Below are 20,244 nucleotides of genomic sequence, written 5' to 3' on the forward strand. Positions count from 1 at the left end.
GGACCGGACCGTGGCCGATCCGGAGAGCTACCGCCCCGCCCGCCAGGACATCCCGACCGACCCGGGCGTGTACCGCTTCCGGGACGAGTACGGGCGCGTGGTCTACGTGGGCAAGGCGAAGAACCTGCGCAACCGGCTCAGCTCGTACTTCGCGCCCCCGCACGCCCTCAGCCCCAAGACCCGCGCGATGGTCACCACCGCGGCCGGGGTGGAGTGGACCGTGGTGGGCAGCGAGCTGGAGTCCCTGCAGCTCGAGTACACGTGGATCAAGGAGTTCAAGCCCCGGTTCAACATCGCCTACCGGGACGACAAGTCCTACCCCTACCTCGCGGTGACCATGTCCGAGACGGTCCCGCGCGCCCAGGTGGTGCGCGGGGAGAAGAAGAAGGGCAACCGCTACTTCGGCCCCTACTCCCAGGCCTGGGCGATCCGGGAGACGCTCGACGCCCTGCTGCGGGTCTTCCCGGTCCGCACGTGCTCCAAGGGCGTCTACCGGCGCGCCGAGCAGTCCGGGCGCCCGTGCCTGCTCGGCTACATCGACAAGTGCTCCGCGCCCTGCGTCGGCCGGATCTCGGAGGAGGACCACTACGCCCTGGCCGAGGACCTGTGCCGCTTCATGGCCGGGCAGGCCACCCCGTTCATCAAGGAGCTCCAGCGGCAGATGCAGGAGGCCGCCGCGGAGATGGACTTCGAGACCGCCGCCGCCCGCCGCGACGACATCGCCGCCCTGGAGAAGGCCTTCGAGCGCAACGCCGTGGTGCTCTCCGACAGCACGGACGCGGACTTCTTCGCCCTGGCCGAGGACGAGCTCGAGGCCGCCGTGCAGGTCTTCCACGTGCGCGGCGGGCGCATCCGCGGCCAGCGCGGCTGGGTCACCGAGAAGGTCGAGGAGGCCGACGGCGGACGGCTGCTGGAGCAGCTGCTCGAGCAGGTCTACGGGGAGACGGCCGCGGAGGCCTCCGAGAGCGCCGCCATCGCCGAGGCCGCCGCGCCGCCGGAGCCGCGCGGGTCCAAGCACCGGCCCGCCGCCGAGCTCGCCTACCGCGAGGACGCCATTCCGCGCACCGTGCTGCTGTCCGAGCCCGCCGACAGCGCCGACCGGCTCGAGGAGTGGCTCTCCGGGCTGCGCGGCTCCCGGGTCACCATCGCGGTCCCGCAGCGGGGTGAGAAGGCCCACCTCATGGAGACGGTGCGGGAGAACGCCCGGCAGGCCCTGAAGCTGCACAAGTCCAAGCGCGCCGGGGACATCACCACCCGCTCCGCCTCGCTGCAGGAGCTGCAGGAGGCGCTGGGCATCCCGGTGCCGCTGATGCGCATCGAGTGCTACGACATCTCGCACGTGCAGGGCACCAACGTGGTCGCGTCCATGGTCGTGTTCGAGGACGGGCTGCCGCGCAAGGCGGACTACCGCAAGTTCTCCATCACCGGGGAGGCGGCCCGGGACGACACCGCCTCGATGTACGACGTCATCTCCCGCCGCTTCCGCCGCCACCTCGAGGAGAAGGCCCAGCGGGAGGCCGCCGGTCCCCGCACCGGGCAGGTCGAGGCCGGGGCCGAGGCGCCGGAGCGGGCGCGGTTCGCGTACCCGCCCAGCCTCGTGGTGGTCGACGGCGGTCCGCCGCAGGTCGCCGCGGCGGCCCGGGCGCTGGCCGACCTCGGCATCGACGACGTCCACGTGGTCGGCCTCGCCAAGCGGCTGGAGGAGGTCTGGGTCCCGGACGACGAGTTCCCGGTGATCCTGCCGCGGGCCAGCCAGGGCCTGTTCCTGCTGCAGCGCATCCGCGACGAGGCCCACCGCTTCGCCATCACCTTCCACCGCAAGAAGCGCTCCTCCGCGATGACCGTCTCCGTGCTGGACGAGCTGCCCGGGGTCGGGCCGGCCAAGCAGAAGGCCCTGCTGAAGCACTTCGGGTCGATCAAGAAGCTCAGGGCGGCCCGTGTGGAGGAGATCGAGCAGGTGCCCGGGTTCGGGCGGGCGCTGTCCGAGAAGGTCGCCGCCGCCCTGCAGTCCCAGCAGGAGGACGCCGCCCCGGCGGTGAACATGACCACGGGCGAGGTGCTCTCCTGAGCCGGTGCCCCGCGTCGTGACGGCCGGACCGGGCCGCGAACTTGGTTAGGCTGGAACGGACCGCCGCGGGCACGGGCGGCGGGCCACCGCACCGGGCAGGGTAGCCCGCGGCAGAAGGGCCCGGGACGGGACGGTCCGGAGCAGGACACGTGAGGGCAGGTCGAGGCAGCACGACGGGAGACGGATCGGACATGAGCGAGCACACCGCCGGAACGGACGCGGCCGCGGACGGAACGGACCACGCGAAGCCCACGAGCTCGGAGCTGCTCATCGTCACCGGCATGTCCGGGGCCGGGCGCAGCACCGCCGCCAACGCCCTGGAGGACCTCGGCTGGTACGTGGTCGACAACCTGCCCCCGCAGATGCTGCACACCCTCGCGGACCTCGTCTCCCGCACCCCGCAGGCCCTGCCCAAGCTGGCCGTGGTGATCGACGTCCGGGGCAAGGCGCTGTTCAACGACATGAAGGAGACGCTGGCGGCCCTGGAGGCCTCCGACGTCGACTTCTCCGTGCTGTTCCTGGACGCGGCCGACGAGGTGCTGGTCTCGCGCTACGAGCACCAGCGCCGGCCCCACCCCCTCCAGGCCGGCGGCCGGATCCTGGACGGGATCCGGGCGGAGCGGGCCCTGCTGACGGACCTGCGGGAGTCGGCCGACGTGGTGCTGGACACCTCCGGGTTCAACGTGCACGCCCTCTCCAAGGCCGTGGCGGACCTCTTCTCCACCAACGGACCCGTGGTGCTGCGCCTGACCGTGCTCAGCTTCGGCTTCAAGTACGGGGTCCCGGCAGACGCGAACTACGTGGCCGACGTCCGCTTCATCCCCAACCCGCACTGGGTCCCGTCCCTGCGGCCCCGCACCGGCAAGGACCCGGAGGTGCGGGACTACGTCTTCCAGGACGAGGGGCCCCGGCAGTTCGTCGACCGGTTCGTCTCGATGCTGGAGCCGGTCTTCGCGGGGTACCGTACGGAGAACAAGCACTACGCCACCGTCGCGATCGGCTGCACGGGCGGGAAGCACCGCTCCGTGGCCGTCAGCGAGGAGGTGGCCCGCAGGCTCGCCAAGCTGCCGCTCGTGACCGTCAACATCCAGCACCGGGACGTGGGCCGGGAGTGACCGGCCAGCCCTGACCCCTTTGGACCCTCGATGACCCTTCCCCCCACCGGCGCGTTCCCCCGGCTGCCGCTGAGCAGCCGCGCCGAGGCCGACCCGCACCACTCCCCGGACCCGGCCGGCCGGCGCCCCGGCGACGAGAGCCCCTCCGTGGTGGCCCTCGGCGGCGGGCACGGGCTCTCGGCCAACCTCGCCGCGCTGCGGCGCATCACCCCGCTGCTCACCGCCGTGGTGACGGTCGCCGACGACGGCGGCTCCTCCGGCCGGCTGCGCGACGAGCTCGGTGTCCTGCCCCCGGGGGACCTCCGGATGGCCCTCGCCGCCCTGTGCGACGACTCCGAGTGGGGCCGGACGTGGCGCGACGTCATGCAGCACCGCTTCAGCAGCGCCCAGGGCCGGGCCACGACCCTGGACAACCACGCCCTGGGCAACCTGCTCATCGTCACGCTGTGGGAGCTGCTGGGGGACCCGGTGGCCGGCCTCGAGTGGGCCGGTGCCCTGCTGGGCGCCCGCGGCCGGGTGCTGCCGATGTCCACGCAGCCGCTGGTGATCGCCGGGGACGTGCCCGGCGCCGGGACCCCCGACCGCCCGGAGGGCCCCGGTGCGGTCCGCACGATCACGGGGCAGGCGGTGCTCGCCAAGCAGGCCGACGTGTGCAACGTGCGCCTGGTCCCGCCCGACGCCCCCGCGTGCCCGCAGGCCGTGGAGGCGGTCGGGCTCGCGGACTGGGTGATCCTGGGTCCGGGGTCCTGGCACACCTCCGTGCTGCCGCACCTGCTGCTGCCGGGACTGCGCCGGGCCATCTGCGACTCCCCGGCCCGCCGCTGCGTCACCCTGAACCTGTCCCCGGACACCGAGACCCAGGGCAAGACCGCGGCCGACCACCTGCGGGTCCTGCACACCTACTGCCCCGACCTGACCCTCGACGTCGTGCTGGCCGACCCCTCGGCCACCGAGGACGGCGCCGACCTCGAGGAGGTCGCCGCGTCCCTGGGCGCCGAGGTCTTCTACGCCGACGTCCGGGCCCACCCCGGCACCGCCGTGCACAACACCCTCCGGCTCGCGGCCGCCTACCAGGAGATCTTCGAGCGCCACCGCTGAGCCCACCCCGCTCTACCCCACCCCCAGAGTCCCCAGGAAAGGAACCGCGTGGCCCTGACGTCATCGGTCAAGGAAGAACTGTCCCGCCTCGAGATCAAGAAGTCCTCGGAGCGGCGCGCCGAGCTGTCGGCCCTGCTGCGCTTCGCGGGCGGGCTGCACATCGTCTCGGGACGCATCGTCGTCGAGGCGGAGGTGGACCTCGGCGCCACGGCGCGCCGGGCGCGCCGGGCGATCGCCGAGGTGTTCGGCCACGAGAGCGAGATCGTGGTCGTCTCCGGCGGCGGACTGCGCCGCGGCAGCTCCTACGTGGTGCGCGTCGTCCAGGACGGGGAGGCCCTCGCCCGGCGCACCGGGCTGCTGGACTCGCGCGGGCGCCCCGTGCGCGGGCTGCCGCCGGCCGTGGTCAACGGCGCCGTGGCCGACGCCGAGGCCGTGCTGCGCGGCGCGTTCCTCGCCCACGGCTCCCTCACGGAGCCCGGCCGCTCCGCCGCGATGGAGTTCACCTGCCCCGGCCCCGAGGCGGCCCTGGCGCTGGTGGGCGCCGCCCGCCGGCTCGGGGTGCTCGCCAAGGCCCGCGAGGTCCGCGGGGTGGACCGCGTGGTCGTGCGCGACGGCGACGCGATCGCCGCGCTGCTCACCCGGATGGGCGCCCACCAGACGCTGCTGCAGTGGGAGGACCGCCGGATGCGCAAGGAGGTCCGGGCCACCGCCAACCGGCTCGCCAACTTCGACGACGCCAATCTCCGCCGCTCCGCCCAGGCCGCCGTCGCCGCCGGCGCCCGGGTCGAGCGGGCGCTGGAGATCCTCGGCGACGAGGTCCCCGAGCACCTGCGGCAGGCGGGGGAGCTGCGGCTGTCCAACAAGCAGGCGAGCCTGGACGAGCTCGGCCGGCTGGCCGACCCCCCGCTGACCAAGGACGCGGTGGCCGGACGGATCCGCCGGCTGCTGGCCATGGCGGACCGCCGGGCCGAGGAGCTGGGGATCCCGGGCACCGACGCGGGGGTGGCGGCGGACGCCATGCCGTCCTGAGCGCCGCCCGGGACGCACCGCCGGGGCTGGCGGAGGGTGTCCGGCCCTTCCCGGGCGCCGGGCGGACCGGGGCCGATCTGCCTCTCCGTGGCTTTCCGGTGCCCTGGGCGAAAAAATGTGGTTTTGTGTGGGTTTCGGGATGAATTTGGGTTGAATCTTTCATGACCCCAAGACAACCCATGGATAACCACGTAGAATGGTCGCGGTTCATCGATCCAGATCCCGACCAACACAGGAGAACCCAGTGACCATTCGAGTGGGAATCAACGGCTTCGGACGCATCGGACGCAACTTCCTCCGCGCGGCGCGCGAGCAGGGCAACAACATCGAGGTCGTGGCCGTGAACGACCTCACGGACCCGGAGACCCTGGTCCACCTCTTCAAGTACGACTCCATCATGGGCCGCTACCCCGGTGAGGTCGCCCTGAACGGCGACGGCATGACCGTCGACGGCCAGCAGATCACGTTCCTCGCCGAGCCGGATCCCGCGAAGCTGCCCTGGGGCGACCTGGGCGTGGACGTCGTCGTGGAGTCCACCGGCCGCTTCACCAACGGCAGCAAGGCTAAGGCCCACCTGGACGGCGGCGCCAAGAAGGTCGTCCTGTCCGCACCGGGCAAGGAGATCGACGGCACCTTCGTGCCGGGCGTGAACCTGGACTCCTACGACTCCGCGTCGATGAACATCGTCTCGGCGGCCTCCTGCACCACCAACTGCCTCGCCCCGATGGCCAAGGTGCTCAACGACGCGTTCGGCATCGAGCGCGGCCTGATGACCACCATCCACGCCTACACCGCGGACCAGAACCTGCAGGACGGCCCGCACAAGGACCTGCGCCGGGCCCGCGCCGCCGCCCTGAACATGGTGCCCACCACCACCGGTGCGGCCGCCGCCGTCGGCCTGGTGCTGCCGGAGCTCAAGGGCAAGCTGGACGGCTTCGCCGTGCGCGTCCCGGTCCCCACCGGCTCCGTGGTCGACCTGACCTTCGAGGCGTCCAAGGAGGTCACCGTCGAGGCCGTCAACGCCGCCATGAAGGAGGCCGCCGAGGGCCCCATGAAGGGCATCGTCAAGTACACCGAGGACCCCATCGTCTCCTCGGACATCCAGGGCGACAGCATCTCCACGATCTTCGACGCCCCGCTGACGAAGGTCATCGACAACCAGGTCAAGGTCATCGCCTGGTACGACAACGAGTGGGGCTACACCTCCCGGCTCGTCAACGTCGTCCAGCACGTCGGCGACCAGCTCTGAGCGGCGGCGGCGCGGCGGCCCCGGGGTAGGGTGAGTGGCATGGCTCATGCACTTGACGAACTGATCGCCGACGGCGTCGCCGGACGCCGCGTCCTGGTCCGCTCGGACCTCAACGTCCCGCTGGACGGCTTCGCGGTGACCGACGACGGCCGCGTCCGCGCCTCGCTGCCGGTCATCGAGAAGCTCGCCCACGCCGGGGCCCGCGTCATCGTGATGGCGCACCTCGGCCGCCCGAAGGGACAGGTCGACCCGAAGTACTCGATCGCTCCCGCCGGGCAGCGCCTGGCCGACCTGGCCGACGTGCCGGTGCGGGTCGCCACCGACGTCGTCGGCCCGGACGCCCGGGACAAGGCCGAGGCCCTGGCCGACGGCGAGGTGCTCGTGCTCGAGAACGTGCGCTTCGACCCCCGGGAGACCTCGAAGGACGACGCCGAGCGCGGTGCCTTCGCGGACGAGCTCGCCGCCCTGACCGGTGAGGGCGGGGCCTACGTGGACGACGCCTTCGGGGCGGTGCACCGCAAGCACGCCTCCGTCTTCGACATCGCCCACCGGCTCCCGGCCTACCAGGGCGACCTGGTCAAGCGGGAGCTGGACGTGCTCACGAAGGTCGTCCAGAACCCCGAGCGGCCGTTCGTGGTCGTCATGGGCGGCTCCAAGGTCTCCGACAAGCTCGCCGTGATCGAGAACCTCATCGGCAAGGCCGACTCCCTGCTCATCGGCGGGGGGATGGTCTTCACCTTCCTGGCGGCCCAGGGCCACCGCGTGGGCGGGTCGCTGCTGGAGGAGGACCAGATCGAGACCGTCAAGGGCTACCTCGAGAAGGCCGCCGCCGCCGGCACGGAGATCGTGCTGCCCGTGGACGTCGTGTACGCGGCGGCGTTCGCCGCCGACGCCCCGCACGAGACCCGTCCCGTGGAGGACATCGTGGGCGGCGAGATCGGGGCCACCGGCCTCGGCCTGGACATCGGCCCCGCCTCGGCGGCGCTGTTCGCCGAGCGGATCAAGGCCGCGCGGACCATCTTCTGGAACGGCCCCATGGGCGTGTTCGAGATGGACGCGTTCGCCGCGGGCACCCGCGAGGTGGCCGAGGCCATCGTCGCCGCGGACGCCATGAGCGTGATCGGCGGCGGCGACTCCGCCTCGGCCGTGCGCAACCTGGGCTTCCGCGACGACCAGTTCGGCCACATCTCCACCGGCGGCGGCGCCTCCCTCGAGTTCATCGAGGGCAAGGAGCTGCCCGGGGTCGTCGCCCTCGGCGCCTGACCCGCACGCACCACCGCGGAAGGGCACCCCGGCCCCGGACGGCCGGGGTGCCCTTCCGGCCCACCGCACCACCGCCGACCCGCACCACGAGCGGCGCACCCGCCGCGGACAGGAGTTCCCGATGACTTCGCAGACCAACGGACAGTTCGACCGCACGCCGCTGATCGCCGGCAACTGGAAGATGAACATGGACCACGTCCAGGCCATCACGCTGCTGCAGAAGCTCGCGTGGACCCTGGACGACGCCAAGCACGACTACTCCCGCGCCGAGGTGGCGGTCTTCCCGCCGTTCACCGACCTGCGCTCGGTGCAGAGCCTCGTCGACGGCGACGACCTGCGCGTGGTCTACGGCGCCCAGGACCTCTCCGACAAGGACTCCGGCGCCTACACCGGCGACATCTCCGGGCAGTTCCTGGCCAAGCTCGGCTGCACCTACGTGCTCGTGGGCCACTCGGAGCGCCGCACGATCCACGGCGAGACCGACGAGCAGTGCAACGCCAAGATCGCCGCCGCCCACCGCCACGGCCTCGTGCCGGTGCTGTGCGTGGGCGAGGGCCTGGAGGTGCGCCAGACCGGGGAGCACGTCGCGTTCACCCTCGAGCAGCTGCGAGGCTCCATCGCCGGGCTGGAGGCGGAGCGGGTGGCCGAGCTCGTCGTGGCCTACGAGCCGGTCTGGGCCATCGGCACCGGCGAGGTCGCCGGCCCCGGGGACGCCCAGGAGATGGCCGCGGCCATCCGCGAGGAGCTCGCCGGGCTCTACGACGAGGCGACCGCCGCGAAGACCCGCATCCTCTACGGCGGCTCCGCCAAGGCCGCCAACGCCGGGGCGATCCTGCAGGGCAAGGACGTGGACGGCGTGCTGGTCGGCGGCGCCAGCCTCGACGCCGAGGAGTTTGCTAGCATTGCCAGGTTCGAGCAGCACCTCGTGACCGACTGATCACGACCCCCTGACCGTCCGCGCCCCGCCCGGCGCGGCTGCTCGACGGACACCCCGAGGGAAGGCCCCAGTGGAAATTCTGCAGACCGTGCTCCTGGCGATCATCGTGATCACCAGCCTCCTGGCCGTCCTGCTCGTGCTCCTGAACAAGGGCAAGGGCGGTGGGCTCTCCGACATGTTCGGCGGCGGGATGACCCAGTCGCTCAACACCTCCGGGGTCGCCCAGAAGAACCTCATCCGGCTCACCACCGCCACCGCCGTGGTGTGGGCGCTCTCCATCGCCGCGTACGCGCTGACCATGCGCTTCACCGAGGTCGCCGCCTGACCCGGTTCCGCACCGGCCAAGCGCGCTCCGCACCCACTGACCCCGGGTTCCCCGGGTGACCACGGGATCCCGTGGTCACCCGGGGAACCCGGGGTCAGTCATGTCGCAGAGGGGCACGCCGCGGGGCGGCAGGGCGGGGGGCGGCAGGGCGGGGGGCGGCAGGGCGCAGGGCGCGGTGCGGCGTCGGCAATAACGCGGCCGTAACGCGGGCGGGCGGATGCTCGTGGCACGCCCCGCCCGGGGGCGGGACCGCACCCTTCCCGAGGAGCCGCCACCATGTCTCCGTCGATCTCTCCCTCGATTCCTCCGGCGGACGTGGGGGACCTCCGGCAGCACGTCGCGGGTCCGGTCCTCACCCCGCAGGACGACGGCTACGAGACCGAGACCGCCGCCTACAACCTCGCGACACCCATCCGCCCCGACGTGGTGGTGGGCGCCCAGGACGCCGACGACGTGGCTGCCGCCGTCGCCTGGGCCGCCGCTCACCACGTGCCCCTCGGCGTGCAGGCCACCGGCCACGGGGCCGACGTGCCCATGCAGGGCGGTCTGCTCATCAGCACGGCCCGGCTGCAGGAGTGCACGGTGGACCCGCAGTCCCGCACCGCCCGCGTGGGAGCGGGCGTGCGCTGGCGGAGCGTGCTGGAGGCCTCGGTGCCGCACGGGCTCGTGGGCCTCAGCGGCTCCACGACCGACGTCGGCGTCGTCGGCTACACCCTCGGCGGCGGCCTGCCCGTCCTGGGGCGGACCTTCGGCTTCGCCGCCGACCACGTCCGGTCCTTCGAGGTCGTCACCCCGGACGGACGGCGGCGCGCGGTCGACGCCGCGCACGAGCCCGAGCTCTTCGGCCTGCTCCGTGGAGGCAAGGGCAACCTGGGCGTGGTCACCGCGATGGAGTTCGAGCTGCTCCCGCTCGACGGGCTCTACGGCGGGGCCGTCATCTATCCCGGCGCCCACGCCCGCGAGGTGCTCACCGCCTGGTCCCGGTGGACCGCGGACCTGCCGGAGTCGGTCTCCACCTCGATCGCGCTGCTGCGGCTGCCGGCCATGGACATCGTCCCCGAGCCGCTGCGCGACCGGTTCGTCGTCCACCTCCGCTACGCCTGCACGGCCCCGGCGGAGGAAGCGGAGCGGCTGCTCGCCCCGATGCGGGCTCTGCCCGACCCGGTCATGGACACGGTCGGGCCCATGAGCTACCGGGACGTCGACGCGATCCACATGGACCCGCCGGTGCCCATCCCGTACCGGGAGACGGGGCGGCTGCTGGAGGACGTGGACGACGACGCCGTCGACGCGCTGCTGGCGCAGGCGGGCCCGGACGCGGACTGCCCCCTGGCCCTCATCGAGATCCGCCTCCTGGGCGGCGCGCTCTCCCGGGCCGCGGAAGGCACCACCGACCTCGTGGCCGGCCGGGACGGCCGTTACGTGATCGGCCTCGTGGGCCTCACCGTGCCGCCGCACGGGGACCGGGTGCCGGCGGCGATCGAGGACGTCCTGACAGCGCTGGGCGGGCACGTGTCGGAGCGCACGTTGGTCAATTTCCTGGGCTCGGTGGACGGGGACGAGGCCTTCTCCCGGGCCTGGAGCTCGGACGCCGGCTCCCGGCTGCGGGCCGCGAAGGACGCCTACGACCCCGAGAACCTGCTCCGCTTCCAGCACGCGGTGCGTCCCTGAGTGTCCCGGCGCGCCGTGGTCGCGTGCCGTGGTCCTGCGCCGTGCGCCGGGGTGCCGTGCTGTCCCGGCGGGCAGCGCGTCAGCGGCGGATCACGGCGTCGACCAGGCGGACGAGCTCGTCCGAGGGAGCCGTGCCCGTCTCGGCCGCCGCGACGGTGCAGTAGCGGCGGAAGTCCCGCAGCGCCGCGGCCGGGTTGCCCAGGGCGAGATGGGACCGCACGAGCAGGCGCACGGCGCTCTCGCGCAGCGGGTCGGCCCCGCGCACGGCCTCCGCCAGCGTGGCGGCCCCGGAGGGATCACCGTGGGCCAGGCAAAGGGCGGCGGTGTGCTCGGCCGCGTGCACGTAGAGACTCCGCATCCGCTCCTGCTCGGCGAGCACCCAGTCGTCGTACCACCCGGGCAGCAGCGGGGGGACACCCGCCGTCGCCAGCTCCGCGGCGTCGACGGCGGTGGGGGCCTCGGCCCCCGCCGCGGCGACGAGACGGGCCCGGAGACCGTGCACGTCCACGGCCAGGGCGGTGGACAGCGCGAGGTCGTGGCCGTCGGCCGTCAGCGCCCCGGGCACCTGGTGCTGGACGGCGAAGACCGCGGCGCGCAGGCTCCCCAGCGCGCGGGCCTCGGTGCAACTCGGCCACAGGAGACCGCCGAGGAAGGGCCGGGCCCGGCGCCCGAACAGGGCCAGCGCCGCGAGCAGACGCAGCTGCCGGGTGCCGAGGTCCACCACGACCCCGTCGCGCAGGACCGCGCAGGAGCCCAGCATCCGCAGCTGCAGGACCTGCCCCCGGACCAGCTCATGGACCGGGCCGGGGCCGGATGCGGGGCACGGCTCGTGTGTCATGGCGGTCTTCCCCCGGCGGACGGCGGAGCGCGGAACGGCGCACGTGTGCCCATGGTCCCCGGCGTGGGCCGGACCGGTCCACGCGCGTGGCCGGATCGTTAGCCGGGCAGGCAGTCCTGCGTCACGAGCAGCAGCGTCTCCTCGGTCCCGCGGACCCCGGCGCCCGGCGTGCGCTCCAGCGGGGCGCCGGCGCGCACGGCCGCGACCGCCTCGGCCTTGTCCGCCCCGGCCACCAGGAACCAGACCCGCCGCGCCGCGTTGACGAGCGGCAGGGTCATGCTGATCCGGTCCGGCGGGGGCTTGGGGGAGCCGTGCACCGCGACCACGGTGGCCTCGGGGTCGTGGACGTGCGGCAGGCCGGGGAACAGGGACGCCACGTGGCCGTCCGGCCCCAGGCCCAGCAGGGAGAGGTCGAAGACGGGAAACGCCTCCGTGCGCTGCTCCGCGTCGGCCGCGGCGGCGAGCTCGCGCCGGTAGTCGAGGGCGGCGTCCTCCGCCGTGGCGAACTCGCCGGCGTCGCCCATGTAGTGCACCCGGTCCGGGTTCAGGGTCAGGGCCCCGCCGAGGGCCTCCACGGCCTGGACGCAGTTGCGCTCGGGGCTGTCCTCGGCCACGAAGCGTTCGTCCGACCACCACACGTTCACGCGCGACCAGTCGACCTCGGCACGGCGCGGCGAGGCGCCGAGCGCGGCGAGCACGGCGGCGCCCATGCTCCCGCCCGTGAGGACGACCGTGGCCTCCCCGCGCTCCTCCTGCGCCTCCGCGAGCACGGCCAGGGCCCGCTCGGCGCTCTCCGCGGCGAGCGTGGCCTTGTCCGGGTGCGGGACCGTCTCGGCACCGGGGCTCACGCGCGGTCCTCCCCGGGGGCGGTGGACGCGGCCTGCGCGACCGGCTCGGACGGCGGCACGGCGGTCCCGGGATCCGCCGGGTCGACCCCGGCCGGGGTCACCGGCTGGTCCGCGTCGGCGCGGCCCCCGCCGTGCTCGGCCAGGAACCGCGCCGCCCCGGGCGCCAGCTCCCCGGTGGTGTCGAGGATCCGGGCGACCCGGACGTCCCGCAGACCGGTGGTCAGCACCTCGCCGTACACCTCGTCGGGGTCGAGGCGACGCAGCTCCTCGGCGATGCAGGCGTTGAGGTCCCGCACGGGCATGGCGATCTGCTGGTCCGGCTGGCCCGGCTGACGGAGCCAGGCAACGGTGCGGCCGGGCCGCTCGAGCACGATCTCGCCGTCGTCCCGCACCAGGGTGACGCGGTCCAGGCGGCGGGGGCCCGGGTTGTTCACGAAGGTCACCTCGGCGTCGAGCCGGGTGCCCAGCCAGGTGCCCAGCAGCACCACGCTGGGGGAGCGGCCGCAGCCCTCGACGACGACCTCGCGCACGGGCGCGGGATCGGCCTGGTCGAGGACCGCCGCGAGCTGGATCCGCCAGTTGGTGACCCGCGTCCAGGCGAGGTCGGTGTCGCCCGGCACGTACCGTCGGCGCAGCTCCGCGAGGGTCTCGTAGGCGTCGTCGCTGCGCGCGGAGTCCATGATCCGCCGGTGGGCGATCCCGGCGATCGAGGAGGTGTGCGGTGAGGGCGGCGGCACGGTGTGCGGCCACCAGGCGACGATGGGCGCGTCCGGCAGCAGCAGGGCCGAGAACAGGGTCTCCGTGGGCTCGGCCAGCTCGCCGTAGCCGTGCAGCAGGATGACCTCCGACGCCCCGGCGTCCCCGCCCATGCGCAGCTGGGCGTCGAGCCGGGTCTCCTCGGACGAGGAGTGCGCCACGTGCACGAGGATCCGGCACGGGTGCTCGTGGCTGGCGAAGTTCGCGGCCTCCAGCGCGGCCTCCGAGTGCCCGGCCTGGGCGAGGATCACCAGCGTGAGCACCCGGCCCAGCGTCACGACGCCGTGCTGGTCCCTCAGCTGGTTCAGCTTCTTGTCGATGGCCGAGGTGGTGGTGTTCTCCATCGAAACGATCACGGTCGCCTCCAGACGCGTCCGTCGCGGGCCAGCAGCTCGTCGGCGGCGGCGGGTCCCCAGGACCCCGGCGCGTACGGCTCCGGCTTGATCTCCTGCTGCTCCCAGCACTGCTCGAAGGGGTCGAGGATGCGCCAGGACAGCTCGACCTCCTCGTGGTCCGGGAACAGCGGTGGCTCCCCGAGCAGCACGTCGAGGATGAGGCGCTCGTAGGCCTCGGGGCTGGACTCGGTGAACGAGTGGCCGTAGCCGAAGTCCATGGTGACGTCGCGGATCTCCGACTGCGTCCCGGGCACCTTGGAGCCCAGCCGGATGGTCACGCCCTCGTCGGGCTGGATCCGGATCACGATGACGTTCTGCCCGAGGGCCTCGTGCCCGTTGTCCCCGAACAGCAGGTTGGGGGAGTTCTTGAACTGCACCGCGATCTCGGTGACGCGCCGGCCCAGGCGCTTGCCGGCGCGCAGGTAGAACGGCACACCCGCCCAGCGGCGGTTGTTGATGTCCAGGCGCAGCGCCGCGTAGGTCTCGGTGCGCGAGTCGCCGGGAATGTCCTGCTCCTGGTGGAAGGCCCGGACGCGCTGCCCGCCCTGCAGGCCGGCACCGTACTGCCCGAGCGCCGAGTGCGCCGCCAGGTCCTCCGGGACCACGACGGAGGCGAGCACCTTGGCCTTCTCCGCGCGCATGTGGTGGGCCTGGAAGGACAGCGGCTCCTCCATGGTGGTCAGGGCCAGCAGCTGCAGGAGATGGTTCTGGATGACGTCGCGGGCGGCGCCCACGCCGTCGTAGTAGCCCGCGCGGGAGCCGATGCCGATGTCCTCGGCCATGGTGATCTGCACGTGGTCCACGTAGCGGGAGTTCCACAGCGGCTCGAACATCTGGTTGGCGAAGCGCAGGGCCAGGATGTTCTGGACCGTCTCCTTGCCCAGGTAGTGGTCGATGCGGAAGACCGAGTCGGCCGGGAACACCCGCTCGACGATGGCGTTGAGCTCGGACGCGGAGGCGAGGTCGTGGCCGAAGGGCTTCTCGATCACCACCCGGCGCCACCCGGCGGCGTTCTCGTGCTGGGCGAGCCCGTGGTCGGCGAGCTGCTGGCACACCGTCTCGAACGCCTTGGGCGGGATCGAGAGGTAGAAGGCGTGGTTGCCGCGCGTCCCGGCGTGGACGTCGAGCTCCTTGAGGGTCGCCTTGAGCGCCTCGTAGGCCTTGTCCTCGTCGAACTCCCCGCGCACGAACCGCACACCGGAGGCGAACTGGCGCCACACGTCCTCCTGGAAGGGGGTGCGGGCGTGGGCCTCGACGGACTCCCGCACGACCTCGCGGAACTGCTCGTGGGACCAGTCGCGGCGGCCGAAGCCGACGAGCGCGAACGACGGCGGCAGCAGCCCCCGGTTCACGAGGTCGTACATCGCCGGCAGCAGCTTCTTCTTCGCGAGGTCGCCGGTCACGCCGAAGAGCACGAGCGCCGACGGGGCGGCGACCCGCACGAGCCGTCTGTCCCTCGGGTCCCGCAGGGGATTGCGGGCATTGTTGTCTGGCAACGGTACTCCTTCACGTCTCTGCGGGCCCGAGGGCGGGCGCCGCCCTCGAGCTCCTCCACGCACAACGGTCGGCGCGGGGCGTCCCGCGCCGACCGTGGCGTCCTCCCATTCTAGGACAGCGTTGCGGGTCGCTCCGCCCGGCTACCGGCCGAGGGCCTCGACCGCCTGCCGCAGCCGTGCCACGCCCTCGGCGCGGTCGGTGAGCCGCAGCCGCAGCACGGGGCGGCCGTGGTCGGCGAGGACCTGGGCGTCCCCGTCGGCCTGCGCGGAGATCAGCTCGCCGAAGCTGAAGGGGCTGTCCGGGATGTCCAGGTCCTCGCCCGAGGCAGCGGTGATCTGCAGGTACACGCCCTCGGCCGGGCCGCCCTTGTGGTACTGGCCGGTGGAGTGCAGGAACCGCGGGCCCCACCCGAAGGTGACGGGCCGGCCCGTGGCCCGGGCGAGGACCGGGCGGACGGCCTCCAGGTCCGCCCAGGTCAGCCGGTCGAAGTACGCCTGCACGGAGAGGTAGCCGGTCTCCGGCAGCTGGGCGAGCAGCTTGCCGAGGGCGTCCTCGACCGTGCGGGTGCCGTCGAGCAGCTCCTGCGCGCCGCGGATCTCCACCGGGCCGTCGACGACGTCGGCGGGCGTCGGCTGCGGCTTGTCCGCGAGCAGGGCCCGGGTCGCGTTCTTGGCCGACTCCACGTCCGGCTGGTCGTACGGGTTGATGCCGAGCAGGCGCCCGGCCACCGCGGTGGCGACCTCCCACAGCATCAGCTGCGAGCCGAGGGACCCGGCCACCCGGACGACGTCGCCCTGCGGCGCCTCCTCGGCGTCCTCGGCGACGAGCTCTACCACGAGGACGTCGGCGGCGCCCGCCTCCGGGGCGTCGCCGCTGCCCACGACGACGGGCAGCACGCCCTTGCCCTCCTTGCCCGTGGACTCGGCGATCAGTTGCTCCGCCCAGTCGGCGAACCCGGCGATCCCGGAGCCGAGGTCCCGGAACAGCAGCTTGTTGCGCAGGGGCTCCGTGCCGCCCAGGGCCGCGCCCAGGTGCAGGGCGGGGTTGTCCTCGGCGTCCTCGCGGAGGACCTCGGCGGCCTCGTCGGCGTCGTCCAGCAGCGCCTCCACGTCCACCCCGGCCAGGCCGGAGGGGACCAGCCCGAACGCGGTGAGCGCGGAGAAGCGCCCGCCCACGGTCGGGTCGGCGGTGAAGACGCGGCGGTAGCCGGCCTCCCGGGCCGAGGACTCCATGGGGGAGCCGGGGTCGGTGACCACGACGATGCGCGAGGCGGCGTCGATCCCGGCCTCCTCGAACGCCCGGGCGAAGACCCGGCGGGCCGAGTCCGTCTCCACGGTGGAGCCGGACTTCGAGGAGACCACGATCGCGGTCCGCTCCAGCCGGTCGGCCAGGGCCGCGCCGACCATCTCCGGGTCCGTGGAGTCGAGCACGAACAGCTCGACGCCCGCGGTGCGGGTGATCACCTCGGGCGCCAGCGAGGACCCGCCCATGCCGGCGAGGACGAAACGGTCCACCCCCTCGGCGGCGAACTCCTCGCGCAGGGCCGTGATCTCGGCGACCAGCGGCCGGGAGACCTCGGCCGCGGCCACCCAGCCCAGCCGCTTGGCGGACTCCTCCTCGGCCGCGGCGCCCCACAGCGTGGGGTCCTGGGCGAAGAGCCTGGAGGCGAAGCGGTCGCCCACGAGCGCGGGGACGTGCCGGTCGACGGCCTCGCGGGCCGCGCCGGAGGTCTGGACGGACAGGGAACTCATGGGTCTCCTTCTTCGGGTCGGGCGGGACGGACCGGGCGCGGTGCGGACCGGCTCAGCGGGCGTTGTCGAGGGCGGCGCGCACGGTCTCCAGCAGCTCCGCCCAGGAGTCTTCGAATTTGGTCAGGCCCTCGGCCTCGAGCTTGTCCACGACCTCCTGGTAGGAGATGCCCACCCCGGCGATGCGGTCCAGCAGCTCGGTGGACTCCTGGTAGGTGCCGGTGATGGTGTCGCCGGTGACCTCGGCGTGGTCGAAGGTGGCCTCGAGGGTCTTCTCCGGCATGGTGTTGACCGTGTGCGGGGCGACCAGCCCGGTCACGTAGAGGGTGTCGGGCAGGTTGGGGTCCTTCACCCCGGTGGAGGCCCACAGCGGGCGCTGGGCGTTGGCCCCGGCCGCGGCCAGGTGCTTCCAGCGCTCGGTGGCCAGGGAGTCCTCGAAGACCTGGTAGGCCAGCCGGGCGTTGGCCAGCCCGGCCTGGCCCTTCAGCGCCTTCGCCTCCTCGGTGCCGAGGGCGTCGAGGCGCTTGTCGATCTCGGCGTCCACGCGGGAGACGAAGAAGGAGGCCACGGAGTGGATCCCGGTGAGGTCCTTGCCGTTCTCCAGGGCCTGCTCCAGGCCCAGCAGGTAGGCGTTGATGACCGCGCGGTAGCGCTCGAGGGAGAAGATCAGGGTCACGTTGACGGAGATCCCCTCGGCGATGGTGGCGGTGATCGAGGGCAGCCCGGCCTCGGTGGCCGGGATCTTGATCAGGGCGTTGTCCCGGCCGATGGTGCGGGACAGGCGCTGGGCCATGGCCGCGGTGGCCTCGGCGTCCTGGGCCAGGCGCGGGTCGACCTCGATGGACACCCGCCCGTCCACGCCCTGGGTGGCCTCGGCGATCGGGGCGAACAGGTCGCAGGCCTCGCGCACGTCGTCGGTGGTGATGGTCAGCACGGCCTCGTCCACGTCGGTGCCGGCCGCGGCCAGCTCCTGCACCTGGGCCTCGTAGGCGTCGTGGCCGGCGAGGGCGGCGGCGAAGATCGTGGGGTTGGTGGTCACGCCGACGACGTTCTTCTCGTCGATCAGCCGCTGCAGCCCGCCGGAGGTGAGCCGTTCGCGGGAGAGGTCGTCGAGCCAGATCGACACGCCGGCGTCGGAGAGCTTCTGGGTGGGGGTGGTCATGGGTGTCAGTCCTCGAGGTCGGAGCGCGTGTCCGCGGACACGTGCTCGGGGGAACGGATTCGATCGGTGCGCCGCGGGTCAGCGGTGGGCGGTGACGGACTCCTGGGCCGCGGTCATGGAGTCCTGGGCGGCGGCGGCGACGGCCTCGGCGGTGATGCCGAACTCGCGGTAGAGGGTCTCGTAGTCGGCCGACTCCCCGAAGTGCTCCAGGGACACGGCGCGGCCGGCGTCGCCGAGCAGGTCCCGCCAGGACATGGCGATTCCGGCCTCCACGGTGACCCGGGCCTTGACCGCGGCGGGCAGCACGGACTCGCGGTAGTCGGGGTCCTGGGCGTCGAACCACTCCCGGCAGGGCATGGAGACCACCCGGGCGGCGATCCCCTGCTCCTTGAGCAGCTCGCGGGCCTCCACCGCCAGGGAGACCTCGGAGCCGGTGCCGATGAGGATCACCTCCGGGGTGCCCTCCGTGTCGGCGAGCACGTAGCCGCCGCGGGCGGTGCCCTCGGCGGAGGCGAACAACTCGGTCTCGGCGTCCGGGTGCAGGTCGACCCGGGCGAAGGTGGGCACGTTCTGGCGGGTCAGGGCGAGCCCGGCCGGGCCGTGCCGGTTCTCCAGGATCGTGCGCCAGGCGATGGCGGTCTCGTTGGCGTCGGCCGGGCGGACCACGTCCAGGCCCGGGATCGCGCGCAGGGAGGACAGCTGCTCCACCGGCTGGTGGGTGGGCCCGTCCTCGCCCAGCCCGATCGAGTCGTGGGTCCAGACGTAGATCGAGGGGACCTTCATCAGCGCCCCCAGGCGCACGGCCGGGCGCTGGTAGTCGGAGAAGATCAGGAACGTCCCGGAGAACGCCCGCGTCTGGGAGGACATGGTGATGCCGTTGACGATCGCCGCCGCGGCGTGCTCACGGATCCCGAAGTGCAGCACCCGCCCGTAGGGGTTACCGGTCCACTTCGCGGTGGAGCGGGCCTCGGGGATGAAGGAGGCGGCGGATTCGATGGTGGTGTTGTTCGACCCGGCCAGATCCGCCGAGCCGCCCCACAGCTCCGGGAACGTGGGCGCGATCGCGTTGAGCACCTTCCCCGACGCCGAGCGGGTGGCCACGTCCTTGCCGGCCTCGAAGACCGGGAAGGCGTCCGCGTAGTTCTCCGGCAGCTCCTCGGCCCGGATCCGGTCGTAGAGGGCCGCACGGTCCGGGTTGGCCTGGCGCCACTGCTCGAACTTCTGCTCCCACTGCTCGCGGACGCCCTTCATGCGGTCCTGGATGGAACGGGTGTGGGCCAGGACCTCCTCCTCCACCTGGAAGGACTGCTGCGGGTCGAAGCCCAGGATCTCCTTGGTCGCGGCGACCTCCTCGGCCCCGAGCTTGGAGCCGTGGATGCCCCCGGTGTTCTGCTTGGTCGGGGCCGGGAAGCCGATGATCGTGCGCAGGGCGATCAGCGAGGGCTTGGACGTCTCGGCCTTCGCCGCCCGGATCGCGGCGTAGAGCTCCTCGACGTCCTCCACGTAGTCCCCGGACTTCGTCCAGTCCACCCGCGCCACGTCCCACCCGTAGGCCTCGTAGCGGGCGAGCACGTCCTCGGTGAAGGCGACGTCGGTGTCGTCCTCGATGGAGATGTGGTTCTGGTCGTAGATCACCACGAGGTTGCCCAGCTCCTGCACCCCGGCCAGCGAGGAGGCCTCGGAGGTCACCCCCTCCTGCAGGTCCCCGTCGGAGGCGATCACGTACACCGTGTGGTCGAACGGGGACTCCCCGGCCGGGGCGTCGGGGTCGAACAGGCCCCGGGTGTAGCGCTGGGCGTAGGCGAAGCCCACGGCCGAGGCCAGGCCCTGGCCCAGCGGGCCGGTGGTGATCTCCACCCCGGTGGTGTGCCGGTACTCGGGGTGCCCGGGGGTCTTCGACCCCCAGGTGCGCAAGCTCTTGATGTCGTCGAGCTCCATGCCGTAGCCGGAGAGGAACAGCTGCAGGTACAGGGTCAGGGAGGTGTGCCCGGGGGAGAGGACGAACCGGTCCCGCCCCGTCCACCGGTCATCAGCCGGGTCGTGGACCATCACCTTCTGGAACAGCAGGTACGCGGCCGGGGCCAGGGACATCGCCGTGCCCGGGTGCCCGCTGCCCACCTTCTCCACCGCGTCCGCGGCCAGCACGCGGACGGTGTCCACGGCACGCTGGTCCTGCTCGGTCCACTTCAGCTTCACATCGAGATCGGTCACGAAAATCGGAGCCCTTTCTGCTGGGAGCCGCTGC

Annotated in this window: 15 protein-coding genes and 1 pseudogene; 9 read left to right on the top strand and 7 right to left on the bottom strand. The window is 73.0% G+C overall.

All coding sequences use genetic code 11. From position 1 onward, the window contains the following. Nucleotides 1–10: 10 nt before the first annotated feature. The 9 genes from uvrC (at nt 11) to AYX06_RS01025 (ending at nt 10,755) form a co-directional block, all read left to right on the top strand. Nucleotides 11–2,068: an excinuclease ABC subunit UvrC gene (gene uvrC / locus AYX06_RS00985; RefSeq protein ID WP_062733553.1), complete on the top strand. Its 2,058-nt coding sequence runs from the start codon at nt 11–13 to the stop codon at nt 2,066–2,068. Between the two features lie 191 nt (nt 2,069–2,259). Continuing rightward, nucleotides 2,260–3,183, top strand: coding sequence for an RNase adapter RapZ (gene rapZ, locus AYX06_RS00990; RefSeq protein WP_062733556.1), 924 nt, complete (start codon nt 2,260–2,262; stop codon nt 3,181–3,183). A 30-nt stretch (nt 3,184–3,213) separates the two neighbouring features. Then, complete coding sequence (locus tag AYX06_RS00995) at nt 3,214–4,281, top strand: gluconeogenesis factor YvcK family protein (RefSeq protein WP_062733559.1); 1,068 nt, start codon at nt 3,214–3,216, stop codon at nt 4,279–4,281. A gap of 48 nt (nt 4,282–4,329) precedes the next feature. Beyond that, entirely contained in the window at nt 4,330–5,310 is a 981-nt protein-coding gene (gene whiA / locus AYX06_RS01000) for a DNA-binding protein WhiA (protein WP_047805027.1), read from the top strand. 244 nt (nt 5,311–5,554) lie between these two features. Then, a complete protein-coding gene (gene gap, locus AYX06_RS01005; RefSeq protein ID WP_062733562.1) occupies nt 5,555–6,559 on the top strand; it encodes a type I glyceraldehyde-3-phosphate dehydrogenase in 1,005 nt (334 codons plus the stop codon). Nucleotides 6,560–6,598: 39 nt separating this feature from the next. Continuing rightward, a complete protein-coding gene (locus tag AYX06_RS01010; RefSeq protein ID WP_062733564.1) occupies nt 6,599–7,822 on the top strand; it encodes a phosphoglycerate kinase in 1,224 nt (407 codons plus the stop codon). Between the two features lie 121 nt (nt 7,823–7,943). Beyond that, the gene (tpiA, locus tag AYX06_RS01015; RefSeq protein ID WP_062733567.1) at nt 7,944–8,759 is read left to right on the top strand and encodes a triose-phosphate isomerase; all 816 of its coding nucleotides are present in this window, start codon (nt 7,944–7,946) and stop codon (nt 8,757–8,759) included. Nucleotides 8,760–8,829: 70 nt separating this feature from the next. Continuing rightward, the gene (gene secG / locus AYX06_RS01020; protein WP_062733570.1) at nt 8,830–9,084 is read left to right on the top strand and encodes a preprotein translocase subunit SecG; all 255 of its coding nucleotides are present in this window, start codon (nt 8,830–8,832) and stop codon (nt 9,082–9,084) included. A 276-nt stretch (nt 9,085–9,360) separates the two neighbouring features. Continuing rightward, nucleotides 9,361–10,755, top strand: coding sequence for an FAD-binding oxidoreductase (locus AYX06_RS01025; protein ID WP_062733571.1), 1,395 nt, complete (start codon nt 9,361–9,363; stop codon nt 10,753–10,755). A gap of 79 nt (nt 10,756–10,834) precedes the next feature. On the opposite strand, the gene AYX06_RS01030 is transcribed toward AYX06_RS01025, so the two are convergent. From AYX06_RS01030 to tkt, 7 genes and pseudogenes are all read right to left on the bottom strand, one after another. Continuing rightward, nucleotides 10,835–11,593: an AfsR/SARP family transcriptional regulator gene (locus AYX06_RS01030; RefSeq protein WP_062733573.1), complete on the bottom strand. Its 759-nt coding sequence runs from the start codon at nt 11,591–11,593 to the stop codon at nt 10,835–10,837. A 98-nt stretch (nt 11,594–11,691) separates the two neighbouring features. Next, the gene (pgl, locus tag AYX06_RS01035) at nt 11,692–12,441 is read right to left on the bottom strand and encodes a 6-phosphogluconolactonase (protein ID WP_062733575.1); all 750 of its coding nucleotides are present in this window, start codon (nt 12,439–12,441) and stop codon (nt 11,692–11,694) included. Nucleotides 12,442–12,650: 209 nt separating this feature from the next. Beyond that, nucleotides 12,651–13,553 (bottom strand): annotated as a pseudogene (locus AYX06_RS01040) (glucose-6-phosphate dehydrogenase assembly protein OpcA); the annotation flags it as partial. Next, the gene (gene zwf, locus AYX06_RS01045) at nt 13,550–15,061 is read right to left on the bottom strand and encodes a glucose-6-phosphate dehydrogenase (protein WP_062736805.1); all 1,512 of its coding nucleotides are present in this window, start codon (nt 15,059–15,061) and stop codon (nt 13,550–13,552) included. The pseudogene AYX06_RS01040 and the gene zwf, both read right to left, overlap by 4 nt. 168 nt (nt 15,062–15,229) lie before the next feature. Next, nucleotides 15,230–16,840, bottom strand: coding sequence for a glucose-6-phosphate isomerase (locus tag AYX06_RS01050; RefSeq protein ID WP_062733580.1), 1,611 nt, complete (start codon nt 16,838–16,840; stop codon nt 15,230–15,232). A gap of 52 nt (nt 16,841–16,892) precedes the next feature. Further along, nucleotides 16,893–17,999 (bottom strand): transaldolase, encoded by a 1,107-nt coding sequence (gene tal, locus AYX06_RS01055; RefSeq protein WP_062733583.1) that lies wholly within the window; start codon nt 17,997–17,999, stop codon nt 16,893–16,895. A 78-nt stretch (nt 18,000–18,077) separates the two neighbouring features. After that, nucleotides 18,078–20,210, bottom strand: a complete 2,133-nt coding sequence (gene tkt / locus AYX06_RS01060) for a transketolase (RefSeq protein ID WP_062733585.1) — start codon at nt 20,208–20,210, stop codon at nt 18,078–18,080. Nucleotides 20,211–20,244: the final 34 nt, after the last annotated feature.

The sequence above is a fragment of the Kocuria turfanensis genome (genome assembly GCF_001580365.1).
GTDB classification, from domain to species: Bacteria; Actinomycetota; Actinomycetes; order Actinomycetales; family Micrococcaceae; genus Kocuria; species Kocuria turfanensis.

Coding starts and splice junctions, on each gene's coding strand:
- rapZ (WP_062733556.1), top strand. CDS start 2,260: ATGAGCGAGCACACCGCCGGAACGGACGCGGCCGCGGACGGAACGGAC.
- AYX06_RS00995 (WP_062733559.1), top strand. CDS start 3,214: ATGACCCTTCCCCCCACCGGCGCGTTCCCCCGGCTGCCGCTGAGCAGC.
- AYX06_RS01010 (WP_062733564.1), top strand. CDS start 6,599: ATGGCTCATGCACTTGACGAACTGATCGCCGACGGCGTCGCCGGACGC.
- tpiA (WP_062733567.1), top strand. CDS start 7,944: ATGACTTCGCAGACCAACGGACAGTTCGACCGCACGCCGCTGATCGCC.
- AYX06_RS01025 (WP_062733571.1), top strand. CDS start 9,361: ATGTCTCCGTCGATCTCTCCCTCGATTCCTCCGGCGGACGTGGGGGAC.
- AYX06_RS01030 (WP_062733573.1), bottom strand. CDS start 11,593: ATGACACACGAGCCGTGCCCCGCATCCGGCCCCGGCCCGGTCCATGAG.
- AYX06_RS01050 (WP_062733580.1), bottom strand. CDS start 16,840: ATGAGTTCCCTGTCCGTCCAGACCTCCGGCGCGGCCCGCGAGGCCGTC.
- tal (WP_062733583.1), bottom strand. CDS start 17,999: ATGACCACCCCCACCCAGAAGCTCTCCGACGCCGGCGTGTCGATCTGG.